This is a genomic window from Arthrobacter sp. Y3221157 (genome assembly GCF_059089865.1).
The window spans coordinates 1-15,061 of record NZ_JBNHFD010000049.1; the positions used below are offsets into that span (position 1 = coordinate 1).

At 68.1% G+C, this 15,061-nt stretch carries 13 protein-coding genes; 5 read left to right on the forward strand and 8 right to left on the reverse strand.

What is annotated here, in order from left to right:
* Window positions 1–279 precede the first annotated feature (279 nt).
* On the forward strand, window positions 280–1,431 hold the full coding sequence (locus tag AC5RTT_RS12980; RefSeq protein ID WP_494145541.1) for a glutamate--cysteine ligase: 1,152 nt from the start codon (window positions 280–282) through the stop codon (window positions 1,429–1,431).
* Window positions 1,432–1,539: 108 nt separating this feature from the next.
* On the opposite strand, the gene tsaD is transcribed toward AC5RTT_RS12980, so the two are convergent.
* From tsaD to AC5RTT_RS13010, 6 genes are all read right to left on the reverse strand, one after another.
* Window positions 1,540–2,628, reverse strand: coding sequence for a tRNA (adenosine(37)-N6)-threonylcarbamoyltransferase complex transferase subunit TsaD (tsaD, locus tag AC5RTT_RS12985; protein WP_494050949.1), 1,089 nt, complete (start codon window positions 2,626–2,628; stop codon window positions 1,540–1,542).
* Window positions 2,625–3,083 (reverse strand): ribosomal protein S18-alanine N-acetyltransferase, encoded by a 459-nt coding sequence (gene rimI, locus AC5RTT_RS12990; protein ID WP_494051348.1) that lies wholly within the window; start codon window positions 3,081–3,083, stop codon window positions 2,625–2,627. The genes tsaD and rimI overlap by 4 nt, the downstream gene beginning before the upstream one ends.
* A gap of 29 nt (window positions 3,084–3,112) precedes the next feature.
* Entirely contained in the window at window positions 3,113–3,784 is a 672-nt protein-coding gene (gene tsaB / locus AC5RTT_RS12995) for a tRNA (adenosine(37)-N6)-threonylcarbamoyltransferase complex dimerization subunit type 1 TsaB (RefSeq protein ID WP_494145542.1), read from the reverse strand.
* Window positions 3,784–4,368: a tRNA (adenosine(37)-N6)-threonylcarbamoyltransferase complex ATPase subunit type 1 TsaE gene (gene tsaE, locus AC5RTT_RS13000; protein WP_494145543.1), complete on the reverse strand. Its 585-nt coding sequence runs from the start codon at window positions 4,366–4,368 to the stop codon at window positions 3,784–3,786. Before tsaE ends, tsaB begins: the two co-directional genes overlap by 1 nt.
* The gene (gene alr, locus AC5RTT_RS13005) at window positions 4,365–5,600 is read right to left on the reverse strand and encodes an alanine racemase (RefSeq protein ID WP_494145544.1); all 1,236 of its coding nucleotides are present in this window, start codon (window positions 5,598–5,600) and stop codon (window positions 4,365–4,367) included. The genes tsaE and alr overlap by 4 nt, the downstream gene beginning before the upstream one ends.
* 111 nt (window positions 5,601–5,711) lie before the next feature.
* Window positions 5,712–6,803: a carbohydrate kinase family protein gene (locus tag AC5RTT_RS13010; protein ID WP_494008882.1), complete on the reverse strand. Its 1,092-nt coding sequence runs from the start codon at window positions 6,801–6,803 to the stop codon at window positions 5,712–5,714.
* Window positions 6,804–6,895: 92 nt separating this feature from the next.
* Between AC5RTT_RS13010 and AC5RTT_RS13015 the strand changes: the two genes are divergently transcribed.
* The 4 genes from AC5RTT_RS13015 (at window position 6,896) to AC5RTT_RS13030 (ending at window position 12,547) form a co-directional block, all read left to right on the forward strand.
* Window positions 6,896–8,302, forward strand: coding sequence for a family 4 glycosyl hydrolase (locus tag AC5RTT_RS13015; protein WP_494145545.1), 1,407 nt, complete (start codon window positions 6,896–6,898; stop codon window positions 8,300–8,302).
* A 97-nt stretch (window positions 8,303–8,399) separates the two neighbouring features.
* Window positions 8,400–9,665 (forward strand): D-inositol-3-phosphate glycosyltransferase, encoded by a 1,266-nt coding sequence (mshA, locus tag AC5RTT_RS13020; protein ID WP_494145546.1) that lies wholly within the window; start codon window positions 8,400–8,402, stop codon window positions 9,663–9,665.
* 92 nt (window positions 9,666–9,757) lie between these two features.
* On the forward strand, window positions 9,758–11,434 hold the full coding sequence (locus AC5RTT_RS13025; protein WP_494145547.1) for a formate--tetrahydrofolate ligase: 1,677 nt from the start codon (window positions 9,758–9,760) through the stop codon (window positions 11,432–11,434).
* 153 nt (window positions 11,435–11,587) lie between these two features.
* Window positions 11,588–12,547 (forward strand): putative endonuclease domain-containing protein, encoded by a 960-nt coding sequence (locus AC5RTT_RS13030; RefSeq protein ID WP_494145548.1) that lies wholly within the window; start codon window positions 11,588–11,590, stop codon window positions 12,545–12,547.
* A 205-nt stretch (window positions 12,548–12,752) separates the two neighbouring features.
* Here AC5RTT_RS13030 and AC5RTT_RS13035 read toward each other — a convergent pair whose 3' ends face one another.
* Together AC5RTT_RS13035 and mgrA are read right to left on the reverse strand one after the other, a co-directional pair.
* Complete coding sequence (locus AC5RTT_RS13035; protein ID WP_494145549.1) at window positions 12,753–13,838, reverse strand: inositol-3-phosphate synthase; 1,086 nt, start codon at window positions 13,836–13,838, stop codon at window positions 12,753–12,755.
* Window positions 13,839–13,987: 149 nt separating this feature from the next.
* Complete coding sequence (gene mgrA / locus AC5RTT_RS13040; protein WP_494145550.1) at window positions 13,988–15,031, reverse strand: L-glyceraldehyde 3-phosphate reductase; 1,044 nt, start codon at window positions 15,029–15,031, stop codon at window positions 13,988–13,990.
* Window positions 15,032–15,061: the final 30 nt, after the last annotated feature.

The following is a 15,061-nucleotide window of genomic DNA, read 5'->3' on the forward strand; positions in this document are numbered from 1 at the left end:
CGGACTCGCTGATGCCGACGGTGACACAGTGGCGGACGGCGCCGCGGGGGACGGCGTCGACGACGGGACGGGGCCGGGCGCGGCGGTGCAGGAGGCCAATGCAACGGCGGATAATGCTGCTAGGAGGGGGAAAGTTTTGTGTGGACTGTCACGCAGGTGCTGGAACGGGGACATCATTATGATGCTACCCCTGAGCTATAGACTTGAAACACCCGTTCGCCTGCCGGCAGCAGCCCGTGAGCGGCGCCCGCCAGCCGCAACAGGACAGTAAGGAAACGCGTGAAGATCGACTTCGCTTCATCGAGGCAGTCAACCCTCGGTGTCGAATGGGAACTCGCGCTGGTGGACGGCAAAACCGGTGAGCTCGCATCCGTGGCCAATGAGGTGCTGCGCGGTGTGGTGGACCGCCATCCCGAACTGAACGAGGACGACGAGCACCCGCACATCAAGCAGGAACTGCTGCTGAATACGGTGGAACTCGTCACCGGAATCTGCGAAACGGCCGCAGAAGCGAAGGAAGACCTGAGCCGGTCCCTTGCCGCCGTCCGGGAGATCACCGACCCCATGGGCGTGGAACTGTTCTGCGCCGGCAGCCACCCGTTCAGCCCGCCGCAGCTGCAGCCGGTGACGGACAAAGCCCGCTACGCCAAGCTGATTGACCGCACCCAGTGGTGGGGCCGGCAGATGGTGATTTACGGCGTGCATGTGCACGTGGGGCTGGACCGGCGCGACAAAGCCCTGCCGGTCTTGGACGGGCTGGTCAACTACTTCCCGCACTTCCAGGCACTGTCTGCTTCCAGCCCGTTCTGGGGCGGCGAGGACACCGGCTATGCGTCCCAGCGTGCCCTGATGTTCCAGCAGCTGCCCACGGCCGGACTGCCGTTCCAGTTCCCGTCCTGGGCGGAATACGAGTCCTACGTCCAGGACATGTTCACCACGGGCGTGATCGACACCCTTTCCGAGATCCGCTGGGATATCCGTCCCGTGCCGAACCTGGGCACCATCGAAATGCGCATCTGCGACGGCCTGGCAACCCTGGAGGAAGTGGGCGCCATCGCCGCCCTCACCCAGTGCCTCGTGGACGAATTTTCCACCATCCTGGACAACGGCGGCAGCATTCCCACCATGCCGCCGTGGCACGTCCAGGAGAACAAATGGCGGGCCGCCCGGTACGGCATGGAGGCCATCATCATCCTGGACGCCGCCGGCAAGGAGCAGCTGGTGACCGACCACCTGCTGGAAACCCTGAACCGGCTGGAACCGGTGGCCGCGAAGCTGCGCTGTTCCGACGAACTGGCGGACGTTGAAAAGATCATCCGCCGCGGGGCCGGCTACCAGCGCCAGCGCCGGGTGGCAGCCGAACGCGGCGGGGACCTCCAGGCCGTGGTCCTGGACCTGGTCAAGCAGATGCGGAACGGCCCCACCGCCTGACCCGCCCCGATACGGGGCACTTCGGCACGGACACGTCGGCCGCCGTCGTGATTTCCGACGGCGACGCCCCCCAAAGTGCCCCGCGACGGTTCGCCGGGCCAACCGCGGTCAGGCGGGGAGGGACACCGAGGTCACCGGCAGGGAGGAGTCCGGGGCGAAGCTGATTCCGCTGGGGGCAATGCCTGCCATCACCAGCTGCGCGCCGAGGGCGGCCACCATGGCCCCGTTGTCCGTGCAGAGATCCAGCGGCGGCACGTGGAGCCTGATGCCGGCCGACGCACAGCGCTGGCCGGTCAGCTCCCGGAGCCGTGAGTTGGCCGCCACCCCGCCGCCCAGCAGGACGTCCTTGATGCCGTGTTCCCGGCAGGCCAGCACGGCCTTGGACGAAATGATGTCCACCACGGCTTCCTGGAACGCGGCGGCGATGTCCGCCACCGGGATCTCCTCGCCGCGGGCTTCGAACTGCTCAACGCAGCGGGCCACGGCGGTCTTCAGTCCGCTGAAGGACCAGTCGTAACGGTGCGGGCCCGGCTCTTCGGCAGTGCCCATGTACTTTGGCTGGCTGAGGCCACGGGGAAAACGGATCGCCTTGGGGTTGCCGGTGCGGGCCACCTTGTCGATGACCGGGCCGCCAGGATAGCCCAGGCCCAGGATGCGGGCCACCTTGTCGTAGGCCTCCCCCGCGGCGTCGTCGATGGTGGAGCCCAGCAGGACCACGTCATCGGTAATGCTGTTGATTCTCAGGATCTCCGTGTGCCCGCCGGACACCAGCAGCGCGCCGAGGTTTTCCGGCAGCTGCGGCGCCTTGCCGTCTTTGCCGTCCAGCAGCCCCACGCCCACGTGCGCCACCAGGTGGTTGATGGCATACAGCGGTTTGCCGGTGGCCACGGCCAGGGCTTTGGCGGCGCAGACCCCCACCATCAGGGCGCCGGCAAGTCCGGGTCCGGAGGTGACGGCGATGGCGTCCACCTCGTCCAGGGTGACCCCGGCGTCGGACAACGCCTGCTCCAGCGTGGGAACGAAGGCGTCCAGGTGCGCCCGGGAGGCGATTTCGGGGATCACGCCGCCGAAGCGCACGTGCTCGTCCATCGACGAGGACACGGTGTTGGTCAGGAGGGTGGTCCCCCGGACCACGCCGACGCCGGTCTCGTCGCAGGACGACTCAATGCCCAGGACCAGTGGCTGGGTGCGGTTCATGGCTGGTTTCCTTCGTGTGTTTCCGCGTCGCCGGTCAGCTGGAGCCGCATGATCAGGGCGTCGACGCCGTCGCGGTAATAGCGCGGGCGGATGTGGATCTGCTCGAATCCGAAGCGCAGGTACAGCCGCTGCGCGCGGGGGTTATCGGCCCGCACCTCCAGGAGGACGTCCGCCGCGTTCCGGCGGCGTGCCTCGTCAATGAGGCCGGTGAGCAGCGTGCTGCCGATGCCCCGTCCCTCATAGCCGGGGACGACGGCGATGGTCTGGACGTCCGCGATGGGTTCAATGCACATGAGCCCGGCGTAGCCCACAATGCCCTCTTCGCTTTCGGCCACGAAATACCGCCGGGTCTCCGGCTGGGCCAGTTCGTCGAGAAACATCTGCAGCGGCCACGCATCCACGGGGAAGAGCTGCTGTTCCAGGGCATTCACGGCCGGCACGTCGTCGAGGGTCATGTCGCGCACGGTGACGTTTGAGGCTTCGTTCACAGGGCCCTCTTTCTGGGTCCGGGGACCTGAGCATCGGACTCCCGGAGGTACAGCGGCGTGGAGTCCAGGAGGCCGTTTCCGGCGGCCAGCCGGGCCAGCGCGAACTGGCCCAGGTACAGGGCGTCGGGCTGTTCCTGCGCGAAGTCCGGGTCCGCCTGCAGGGTGTCCGCATAGAGGCCCGCTCCCGCCCCAAATGCCGGCAGGTTCGGCAGGTCCGCGGCGAAGTTCACGTGCGGCCCGTCCTCGAGCCGGGGCAACTGCCCTTCAGCCAGGGCGTAGCGGGCCCAGTAGACCTCCTTGCGGCGGGCGTCCGTCACCACCAGGAATTCGGCCGGGGCCGCGGTGGATTCCGCCACCTCCAGGGCCACGGCGTCCAGGCTCATCAGCCCGTGCAGCGGTTTGCCCCAGACGAAGGCGAGGGTGCGTGCTGTCGCGATTCCGGACCTGAGGCCGGTGAAAGGGCCGGGCCCCACACCCACCACCAGGGCGTCGATGTCCTGCCCGGTGACGCCGGCGGTGGCAAGCATGTCCTCGATCCCCGGCGCCAGCACCTCGGCGTGGCTGCGGGTGTCCTCCGTGGAGAAGCTGGCCACCACGCCCTCCAGCGCGTCATCGGAGACGAGCGCGGCGCTGGCCACGGCGGAGGTATCGATCGCAAGGATCAGCATCAGTTGTTCCCTTCGGCGGTGCCCAGCCCGGGCGGGGCCGGCCAGCGCGGGCCGTATCCGCGCATGACGATGGTGCGCGGCTCGTCCGTGTCGTCAGTGTCGAAGTCGAGGCCCCCCGCGGCGGAGGGCCCGGGGGCGGCCAGCCCGATAGCGCGGTGCAGGTCGATTTCCAGCCGGCTTTCGCTCAGGTGCTCCACCCGGTCGTGGCCCCACTCCACCACCGTCACGGACGAATCCATGGTGTTTTCCAGGTCGACGTCGTCGATCTCCGCGGCCGAGCCGAGGCGGTAGGCGTCCACGTGGACCAGGTCCGGGCCGCCGGGCCGTGGGCCTTCGGGCAGGTTGGGGTGGATGCGGACCAGGACGAACGTGGGCGAGATGATGCCGGCGCGGACGCCCAGCCCCTCCCCCAGGCCCTGCGTGAAGGTGGTCTTGCCGGCACCCAGCTCGCCGGAGAGCACCAGCAGATCCCCGGCCTCCAGTTGCCCGGCAAACCGGGCGCCGAGCGCGTGGGTCTGTTCCGCCGTCGCCGCGGTGAAGGTCTTTTCCCAGTTGGGCAGTGTGCCCTGTTCGACGGCGGTCACGCGGCTCCCCCGGTCTGCAGGGCGGCCGCGTGCCGGCCCCCGGACGAGTCCTGTTCGTTGATGAAGCGGCGCGGAACCCGGGGGCTGATCCGTGTCACGATCTCATAGTTGATGGTCCCGGCGGCACGGGCCCAATCATCGGCAGTGGGGCCGCCGTCGTCGCCGCTGCCGAACAGTTCGGCTTCCGCACCCAGCAGCGCGGCACCGGCGGGACCCGTATCGCCAAGGTCGATCACCATCTGGTCCATGGCAATCCTCCCCACCACGGGATAGGTCCGGCCGGCCACGCGGACGGGGCCGCCGGTGGCGATGCGGGGGATGCCGTCGGCGTAGCCCACGGGGATCAAGGCCAGCGTGCTGCGGCCGGTGGTGTGGTAGCGGAGGCCGTAGGAGACGCCCTGTCCGTCCGGCACTTCCTTGCACTGGGACACCAGGGTCCGGAATGTCATGGCCGGCCGCAGCCCGAGTTCCGCGGAAGTCTGGCCGTCGAAGGGTGAGAGCCCGTAAATGCCCAGGCCGGCGCGGACCAGGTCGAAGTGGGTGTCCGGCCGGGAAAGCGTGGCGGGGGTGTTGGCCAGGTGGCGGACCTCGGGGTCCACCCCGGCGTCCTCGGCAACAGCCAGTGCCTCGCGGAATGCCGCCAGCTGCTGGTCCGTTTCGGGCCGATCCGGTTCATCGGCCACGGCCAGGTGGGAGAAGATGCCCACCACCCGCAGCAGGCCCTGGTCCTGGTATTCCATGGCCTCGCCCACCAGCTGGTCCCAGGTCTCGAGCGTGGCGCCGTTGCGGCCCAGGCCGGTATCGACTTTCAGGTGCACCCGGGCCGGGCGTTCCTGCTCCCGGGCGGCCGCCACAATGCGGTCCAGTTCCCAGCCGGAGCACCCGATATCGACGCCGGCGGCCACCGCAGCGCCGAAGTTGCTGTCCACCGTGTGCAGCCAGGCGAGCAGCGGGGCCTCAATACCGGCGGCCCGCAGCGCCAGGGCCTCGGAGATGTGGGCCACGCCCAGCCAGGAGGCACCCGCTTCGATGGCTGCGCGGGCCACGGGAACGGCGCCATGTCCGTACGCATCGGCTTTCACCACTGCCATCACCTTCGCCGGGGAGGCGGCGGCTGCGAGCCGGCGGACGTTGTGCCGGATGGCGTCCAGGTCGATCACGGCGGACCGCTCGTGGCGCGGGTCCGGGCCGGGGGCACCGCTGAATTCACCGGTTGTTGCGGGGTAAGTCACCTTAGTGATTCTAGTGCGGGCGCTTCCGGCCGAATAATCACGGCGGTGCGCGCGGGTTTCCCGGAACCGGTTGGTGCGCCGGGGCACCTGCCGGTTCGCCGCCGTCGGGGGCTAAGCGTCCGAGAGGTGGGCGATGGTGGCCGAGGCCCTCCGCTGGGCGGCGAGCGGGACGTCCTGGATGATCTCCGCGAGGAACCCGAAGCGGCGAAGCCACTGGCTCATTTGCCGCTCGGGCCGGGCGTTGGCGCGCTTCCACCAGTCGGCGATGTCGCCCCAGCCCGGGGCGGCGAGCGAGCCGCCCACTTCCTGCACAGCGAGCGATGCGCACAGGTTCGCGAACCGCAGCCTGTTCCCCAGTGGCCAGCCGGCCAGGCTGCCCACAATGAACGCGGCGTCGAAACAGTCACCTGCGCCGGTGGGATCGAAGGCCTTGACGGGCAGGGCCGGCACCCACTCCTCCTCCCCGGTTTCCGAATCCACCGCCATTGCACCCTGCGGGCCGAGCGTCACCACGGCTACCGGAACCCGGTCAGCCAGTGCGTACAGCGCTGTCCACGGATCGTCCTTGCCGGTAAAGGCCATGGCCTCCCGCTGGTTGGGCAGGAACGCGTGGAAATACTGCAGGTTCTCCAGCCGGACCGGCGCCCACTCCCCGGTGGGGTCCCAGCCGACGTCGCCGAACAGCTTGACTCCCGCCTGGTGCGCCGCCTTGGCCCAGGGCTCCACCTCCACCCCCACCTCCGCGATTCCGGCGAGCGCGGGCGGCGGGGTGCCGATCAGTTCGGAGGACGTCACCGGGGCGGCGTGGCCGTGCGTCACCATGGACCGGTCCTTCTCCACGCACAGTGAGACCGTCACCGGCGAGTGCCAGCCGGGGACGCGCCTGGACAGGCTGAGGTCCACATGTTCCTGGCTGGAGAGGATCTTCCAGTTGAAGTCTCCGTAACCGTCATCGCCGAACGCCGCCGCGAGGCCTGTCCGGAGCCCCAGCCGGGCCGCGGCGATGGCCTGGTTGGCGACGCCGCCGGGGCAGCTGCCCATGCCGTCGCTCCAGATTTCGGTGCCCGGTTCCGGGCCGTGCGGCAGCCCGGTGAAGATGATGTCCTGGAAGACGGTCCCCGCCAGGAGGACGTCGAACCCCGGCTCATCGGGCGAGCGGACCGCAGCCAGGGGATCGAAGGGGCGGGCAGGGATGGCGTCCATGCCCGGCACGATACGCCCTGCCACCGACATCCGGTAGTACATGCCCCGCTTTGTGCGGTTATGCGGGAGGGCGCAGGCCTAGACTGCTGGGTATGCGGCTCCTCATTGCCGGCGGCGGCGGTTTCCGGGTGCCGCTGATCTACCGGGCGTTGGCTTCCGGCCGTTTCGCCGGGCTGGTTACCGACCTGGTGTTGTACGACGTCGACCCCTCCCGCCTGGCCGCCGTCACCGCCGTCCTGCGCAGCATGCCCGCCGGCCCGGGTGCAGCCCCTCCGGTCCGTGCCACTGCGTCGCTTCCGGACGCGCTGGCCGGCACGCAGATGGTGTTTGCCGCCGTCCGGCCGGGCGGCACCGCGGGCCGGGTCGCGGATGAGAAGGTAGCCCAGGACCTCGGGCTGCTGGGGCAGGAGACCACGGGCGCCGGCGGCATATCCTACGCCCTGCGGACCATTCCGCACATGCTCCAACTGGCCCGGCAGATGCAGGAGCACAGCCCGGATGCCTGGCTGGTCAATTTCACCAACCCGGCCGGCATGGTCACCGAGGCCCTGGTTCCGGTGCTCGGTTCCAGGGTTATCGGCATCTGCGATTCGGCGGGCGGCCTGGTGCAGCGGGCGGCGCGGGCTGCGGGCGTGGCGTTGCCGGACGGCCGGCTCGACGGCGTGGGCTACTACGGGCTGAACCACCTGGGCTGGCTGTACCGGCTGGAGTCCGGCGGCCGCGACGTCCTGCCGAACCTGTTGGCTGATCCCCAGGCGCTGCAGTCCTTCGAGGAGGGCCGGCTTTTTCCGCAGCCCTTCTTGGCGGGGCTGGGCGCGCTTCCCAACGAGTACCTCTACTACTATTACCGGCTGGACGCCGCGCGGCAGGCGATGCGGGCCATGCCCAGCACGCGCGGGGAGTCCATCCACCGGCAGCAGCAGGAGCTGTATCCGCGGCTGGCTGCCGCCGGCGCTGACGCTTACCGGCTGTGGGAAGAAGCGCGCCGGTCCCGCGAGGAGGGTTACCTGGCCGAGGCCCGGGCCAGCGGCGAACAGCGGTACGAAGGTGACCTGGCCGGCGGCGGCTATGAACGGGTTGCGCTGGCGGCCATGCGCGCCCTGTCCGGGGCCGGGGACACCCAGCTGATCCTGAACACGCGCAACTCCCTGCCCGCCGCGTCCAGGGGTGCCGCGGCTGAAGCACCCGCTGCCCGGGCCGCCATTCCCGGGCTGCCGGCGGACGCCGTCGTCGAACTTCCCTGCACGGTGACTCCCGACGGCGCGCAGCCGCTGCCACAGGCGCAACCGGAAAAAGAACAGCTGGAGCTGCTCCGCCGGGTCAAGGAGGTGGAACGGCTCACGGTCCTGGCGGCAACGGAGGGCAACCGGGACGCGGCCCTGGCGGCGTTTGCCCGGCATCCCCTGGTGGATTCCCCGGGCCTGGCTGCGGACCTGCTTACCGGGTACGAACACGCCTTTCCGGAGCTGCGGAAATTGTGGGGCGGGGGCGGCCGCTGACACACAACGGCGGGCGTTAAGGGTAAGGAGTAGTGTTTTATCGAACGCCCACTGATCCGGCGCGCACAGTACGAGCCGGCGGCCGGAAGGAGGTCCCGTGGCATTGATCCGCAGGGTCGCTTTACTCTCCCTCCACACCTCCCCCATGGAGCAGCCGGGGTCCGGTGACGCCGGCGGCATGAACGTCTATATCCGTGAACTTGCCTCCGCCCTCGCCGAAGCGGGCGTTGAAGTGGAGATCTTTACCCGCGCCACCTCCGCCGGCCAGCCCGCCGTCGAGCATCCCGATCCCGGTGTCTGCGTGCACAACGTCCTGGCCGGGCCGCCCCGGAAGATCCCCAAGGAGGAACTTCCCGGGCTCCTGCACAGCATGGTGGCCGAGATCGAACAGATCCGACGCCGGCAGCCGCACGGACGGTACGACGTCATCCACTCCCACTACTGGGTGTCCGGGATCGCGGGCCTGGAGCTGTCCGAGCTGTGGGGCGTTCCGCTGGTGCACACCATGCACACCATGGCCAAGGTGAAGAACCTGCTGCTGGAGTCCGGCGAGCAGCCCGAGCCGCGGCGGCGTGAGCTGGGCGAGCACCGGATTGTGGACGGCGCGGCGCGGCTGATCGCGAACACCAGTTCAGAGGCCGCCGAACTGGTGTCCCACTACGGCGCCACTTACGACCGGATCGATATCGCCCCGCCTGGCGTGGACCTCGGCACCTTCACCCCGGCATTCCGGGCCCGTTCCCGGGCTAACCGGGGCGTCGGTCCCGGCGCGTTCCATCTGCTGTTTGCCGGCCGTATCCAGCGGCTCAAAGGCCCCCATGTGCTGGTGGATGCTGCCGCCCTGCTGCGGCGCCGGCGCCCGGACATCGACCTGCGGCTCACCATCCTGGGATCGCTGAGCGGCAACAAGGAGTTCAACCTGCGCCGGTGGATTTCCGAGGCCGGAATAGACGACGTCGTCACGCAGCTTCCGCCAGTCAAGGCAGCGGAGCTTGCGGAATGGTTCCGCGCGGCGGACGTTGTGGTGATGCCATCCTTCAGCGAATCCTTCGGGCTGGTGGCGCTGGAAGCCCAGGCCTGCGGCACTCCGGTGGTGGCCACCCGGGTGGGCGGGCTTTCACGGGCGATCTTCCACGGCCGCACCGGGCTGCTCGTTGACGGGCACCACGCCGCGGACTGGGCCGACGCCCTGGAAGCCCTGTACGACGACCCCGCCACCAGGGAGGACATGGGGCGGGCCGCCGCCATCCGTGCCCAGAACTCCGGCTGGTCCCGCACCGCCGCGATCACGCTCGAAAGCTACCACGCCGCCGTCGAGCATCACGTGGGGCACCGGCTGGTGCCGGCCGTTCCGGCGTCCTGAGGTAGCCCGCCGTCCTGAGGGACCCGGCGCGGCCGGGGCTTGGGCCGGCGTTCCCGGGGTACGTTACCTGTGACGCACAGGAAAGGACGACGATGTCTCGCTTCCCCTCCGACCTTGAGATAGCACGGGCCGCGCGGATCCGGCCGATTCAGGAGATCGCCGCCGCCGCAGGGATCAACGCCGATGCGGTGGAGCTCTACGGCCGGTTCAAGGCGAAGATCGACCCCGCCCGGCTGGACGCCCCGCCGCCGGCCGGGAAGGTGGTGCTGGTATCGGCCATGTCCCCCACACCCGCGGGCGAAGGAAAGTCCACCACCACCGTTGGCCTCGCCGACTCGTTGGCCCGGGCCGGACACAACGTGATGATCGCCCTCCGGGAGCCGTCGCTGGGCCCCGTCCTGGGCATGAAGGGCGGGGCCACCGGCGGCGGGCTGTCCCAGGTCCTGCCCATGGACGAGATCAACCTCCACTTCACCGGCGACTTCCACGCGATCACCTCGGCCAACAACGCCCTGATGGCGCTGGTGGACAACCACATCTTCCAGGGCAACGCCTTGAACATCGATCCCCGGCGCATGACCTTCAAGCGGGTCCTGGACATGAACGACCGGGCTCTGCGGGAAGTGGTGATCGGACTCGGCGGGCCCTCCCAGGGGGTTCCCCGGCAGGACGGTTTCGACATCACCGTGGCGTCCGAAATCATGGCCGTCTTCTGCCTGGCCGCGGACCTCGCCGACCTCCGCGAGCGCCTGGGCCGGATCACGTTCGGCTACACCTTCGACCGCTCTCCGGTGACCGTGGCCGATCTCGGCGTGCAGGGTGCACTCACGTTGCTCCTGAAGGAGGCCGTTAAGCCCAACCTGGTGCAGACCATCGCCGGCACTCCTGCCCTGGTCCACGGCGGCCCGTTCGCCAACATCGCCCACGGCTGCAACTCTCTGATCGCCACCCAGACGGCACGGCGGCTGGCGGACATCGTGGTGACCGAGGCCGGCTTCGGCGCCGACCTTGGCGCGGAGAAGTTCATGGACATCAAGGCCCGCACCGGCGGCCTGGCCCCCTCCGCCGTCGTGGTGGTGGCCACGGTGCGGGCCCTGAAGATGCAGGGCGGGATGGCCAAGGACCAGCTGACCCGCCCGGACCTCGCAGCGCTCGAAGCCGGGGTGCCCAACCTGCGCCGGCATCTGCGGAACGTGGAGAAGTTCGGCGTTACTCCCGTTGTGGCCATCAACAAATTCGGCCTCGATTCACAGGAGGAACTCGACTGGCTGCTGTCATGGTGCGCTGCCGAGGGAGTCGCGGCCGCCGTAGCGGATGTCTGGGGGCGCGGCGGCGGAGGGGACGGCGGGGACGAGCTTGCAGCCAAGGTGGCGGAGGTGGTGGCGGCACCGAACAGTTTCCGGCACCTGTACCCGCTGGAGCTGTCTGTAGAGGACAAGATCCGGACCATTGCGCAGGAGATTTACGGGGCGGACGGCGTGGACTTTTCCGTGCCGGCGCTGAAGCGGCTGGCCGACATCGAGCGGAACGGGTGGTCCGGGCTGCCGGTGTGCATGGCCAAGACCCAGTACTCCTTCACGGACGACGCCTCCCGGCTCGGCGCCCCCAAGGGTTTCACCATCCACGTGCGTGACCTGCTGCCCAAGACCGGCGCGGGTTTCATTGTGGCGCTCACGGGCGCGGTGATGACCATGCCCGGCCTCCCCGCCGTTCCCGCAGCCCTGCGCATGGACGTGGACGACACCGGCAACCCGGTCGGCCTCACCTAACCCCGACGCTCTCTCACATTTCGCACCCCTCACCCAAACGCTTTCTCACATCCCTCACCCCTCACCCAAACGCTCTCCCACATCCCGCAGGAGCGGGAGCCGCCTGTGGAAAACTTCTGCAGCGGACAGTTCGCACGGGCCAGAATGTGCAGCATGCGATCAACAGAAGAGCTCCCAGTGCCGTTGGCGGCCGCACCGTTCACTTTGGATGCTGCCAAGGCGTCCGGCGTTTCTGCAAACCGGCTCAGACGCAGGGACATAATTGGTGTGGGGCGAGGGCTTTACCGTCCCGCGGGCTGGAGTTTCGAGCTGGAGTCAGCTGCGCGGGCGCTTTCCGCCGCGTCGCCCGGAGCTTGGATTTCGCATTTAACCGCCGCCCGCCTGCATTGCCAGCTGCTTCCATCGTCGCTGGGTGATTCGACCGAACTGCACCTGAGCAAGCCGCGAGCACTTCCGTCCGTACGGCGGAAAGGCGTAATCGGCCACACGGTAACCGCGCGGGAGGACGAGGTGGAACAAACAAACGGATTCTGCATCAGCACGCGCTCACGCACATGGTTGGACATGGCGCGGCGGCTCTCACTTACCGAACTGGTATGTATGGGCGATCAGCTGATCCGGATTCCGCGCCCGCACTTTGAGGATCGGTCGGAGCCTTTTGACACCCTGGACGGGCTGCGGACGTTGGTTGCCCGCCATCCGAACCTTCAAGGTGTGGTCCGTGCACGGGAAGCGCTTGATCTGATGCGGGTTGGCGCCGATTCCGCACCTGAAACCCTGCTGCGTCTTGCAATGGCCGACTTCAATCTCCCTGAACCCGAGTTTCAACTCTCCTTGCGCGCTACCGACCCCACGTCCCCAACAGCAGATCTTGGATACCGCCAAAGCCGAATCGCCATTCAGTACGACGGCGAACATCACCTTGGCCCGGCCCAAGGCCTCAGCGACAGGCGCCGGGACAAAGCGTTCGAGTCTGCCGGCTGGACGGTCCTGATACTCGACAAGGATGATCTCACCAATGGATTCGAACGCTCCGTCTTCAGGATCAAGCAACTTCTGCGGGCCGCACCCCAGGATCACGCCGTCGCGTCCGGTTTCGCGGACGCGGTCTGAAGGAGCGCCGGGCTAGCAGATGCCTGGGGTGAGAGAGCGTGAATCCAAAAGCCGGAATAAGTGTGAGAGCGTCGGTCAGGGACAGTACGACTACGCCGCTCACCACCTCACGCCACGTCCACCCCGGTTAACGCGCAACGCTCCCCCACAGGAAGTGGAAGAGCGTTGCGGGAAAACACCCGAAAGGTGCGAGAGCGAACCGGGGTTAGCGCTCCAGGTCGCCGCGGATGAAGGCTTCCACCTTGTCTCGGGCGAGGTCGTCGTTGAACTGCTCCGGCGGGGACTTCATGAAGTAGCTCGAGGCGGACAGCAGGGGGCCGCCGACGCCGCGGTCCAGGCCGATCTTGGCGGCGCGGATGGCGTCGATGATCACACCGGCGGAGTTGGGCGAGTCCCAGACCTCCAGCTTGTACTCCAGCGAGACGGGGGCGTCACCGAAGTTGCGGCCCTCAAGGCGGACGAACGCCCACTTGCGGTCGTCGAGCCACTGGACGTAGTCGGACGGGCCGATGTGGACGTCCTTCGCTGCCAGCTCGGCCTCGACGTTGGACGTGACGGCCTGGGTCTTGGAGATCTTCTTGGACTCCAGGCGGTCGCGCTCCAACATGTTCTTGAAGTCCATGTTGCCGCCGACGTTCAGCTGGTACGTGCGGTCCAGGGTGACGCCGCGGTCCTCGAACAGCTTGGCCATGACGCGGTGCGTGATGGTGGCGCCGATCTGGCTCTTGATATCGTCACCAACGATCGGCACACCGGCTGCGGTGAACTTGTCGGCCCACTCCTTGGTGCCGGCGATGAAGACGGGCAGGGCGTTGACGAAGGCAACGCCGGCGTCAATGGCAGCCTGGGCGTAGAACTCGGCAGCATCCTGGGAGCCGACGGGAAGGTAGCAGACCATAACGTCAACCTTGGCGTCCTTGAGGGCCTGGACCACGTCAACGGGTTCTTCGGTGGACTCCTCGATGGTCTCGAGGTAGTACCTGCCCAGCCCGTCCAGGGTGTGGCCGCGCTGAACGGTCACGCCGGTGGGCGGCACGTCGGCGATCTTGATGGTGTTGTTTTCGCTGGCCAGGATGGCGTCGGCCAGGTCGTGCCCGACCTTCTTGCCGTCGACGTCGAACGCGGCGACGAATTCAACATCACCCACGTGGTACTGGCCGAACTCAACGTGCATCAGGCCCGGGATGGTGCTGTTGGGGTCGGCATCCTTGTAGTACTGGACGCCCTGGACCAGCGAAGCGGCGCAGTTGCCTACGCCGACGATGGCAACACGGATCGGATGTGAAGACACGGAACTCCTTTGAGGACAAAACGTCAGCCGGCCGGGGTGCGTCGGGGAGGATTGCGACGGCGGCCGGCTGGTACGGCGCCGCGCGGCGCCTTTTCATACTACCCAACAGCGCGGGACGGGGCATTGTTCCCCGTCCCGCGCTTTAACAATCAGGAAACAGGCTGCTTCCAGAGGTTGATGTCGGATTCCACGGCGAATTCGTCGATGGCCGTCAGTTCCTCGGACGTGAAGTCCAGGTTGTTGATGGCGGCCAGCGAGTCTTCCAACTGGCGGACGCTGGAAGCGCCGATGAGCGCGGACGTCACCGGGGAGCCCTTGGGCTGGTCGCGCAGGATCCAGGCGATGGCCATCTGCGCCAGGGACTGTCCACGGCCGTCGGCGATGGCGTGGAGCCCGCGGATCCGGTCCAGCTTCTCGTCCGTGATGGCGTCCTCGGACAGGAAGCGGGCCTTGGCGGCGCGGGAGTCGGCGGGAATGCCGTTGAGGTACCGGTTGGTCAACATTCCCTGCGCCAGGGGCGAGAAAGCGATGGACCCGGCGCCCACCTGATCGAGGACCTCGTACAGGTTGGGCGAACCGTCCTCGGTCCAGCGGTTGAGCATGGAGTAGCTGGGCTGGTGGATCAGCAGTGGCGTACCCAGTTCCTTCAGGATCCGGGCTGCCTCGACGGTCTGCTCCGGTGTGTAGGAGGAGATGCCGGCGTAGAGGGCCTTGCCGGAGCGGACGGCGTAGTCCAAGGCCCCCATGGTCTCCTCCAGCGGGGTCTCCGGATCAGGCCGGTGGCTGTAGAAGATGTCCACGTAGTCCAGGCCCATCCGCTGCAGGGACTGGTCCAGGCTGGAGATGAGGTACTTGCGGGAACCCCACTCTCCGTAGGGTCCGGGCCACATGTAGTACCCGGCCTTGGTGGAGATGACCAGCTCGTCACGGTAGGGCTTAAAGTCGTCCTGCAGGTGCCGGCCGAAGTTGGTCTCGGCCGAGCCGTCCGGCGGACCGTAGTTGTTGGCGAGGTCGAAGTGGTTCACGCCGAGGTCGAACGCGCGGCGGAGGATGGCGCGCTGTTCGTCAAAGCCCTTGTCGTCGCCGAAGTTGTGCCACAGACCCAGCGAGATTGCCGGTAGCTTCAGGCCGCTGCGGCCGACGCGGCGGTAGGGCATGGAATCGTAGCGGTCCCCCGCTGCAGAAAAAGTCATACGTTCCATCCTGCCAGCTGTGATCCCGGT

What these genes read in the sequence shown, in the direction of transcription:
- tsaD (WP_494050949.1), bottom strand. Translation starts at nt 2,628, where the DNA reads ATGAACCGCACCCAGCCACTGGTCCTGGGCATTGAGTCGTCCTGCGAC.
- rimI (WP_494051348.1), bottom strand. Translation starts at nt 3,083, where the DNA reads ATGACCCTCGACGACGTGCCGGCCGTGAATGCCCTGGAACAGCAGCTC.
- tsaB (WP_494145542.1), bottom strand. Translation starts at nt 3,784, where the DNA reads ATGCTGATCCTTGCGATCGATACCTCCGCCGTGGCCAGCGCCGCGCTC.
- AC5RTT_RS13010 (WP_494008882.1), bottom strand. Translation starts at nt 6,803, where the DNA reads ATGGACGCCATCCCTGCCCGCCCCTTCGATCCCCTGGCTGCGGTCCGC.
- AC5RTT_RS13015 (WP_494145545.1), top strand. Translation starts at nt 6,896, where the DNA reads ATGCGGCTCCTCATTGCCGGCGGCGGCGGTTTCCGGGTGCCGCTGATC.
- AC5RTT_RS13025 (WP_494145547.1), top strand. Translation starts at nt 9,758, where the DNA reads ATGTCTCGCTTCCCCTCCGACCTTGAGATAGCACGGGCCGCGCGGATC.
- AC5RTT_RS13030 (WP_494145548.1), top strand. Translation starts at nt 11,588, where the DNA reads ATGCGATCAACAGAAGAGCTCCCAGTGCCGTTGGCGGCCGCACCGTTC.
- mgrA (WP_494145550.1), bottom strand. Translation starts at nt 15,031, where the DNA reads ATGACTTTTTCTGCAGCGGGGGACCGCTACGATTCCATGCCCTACCGC.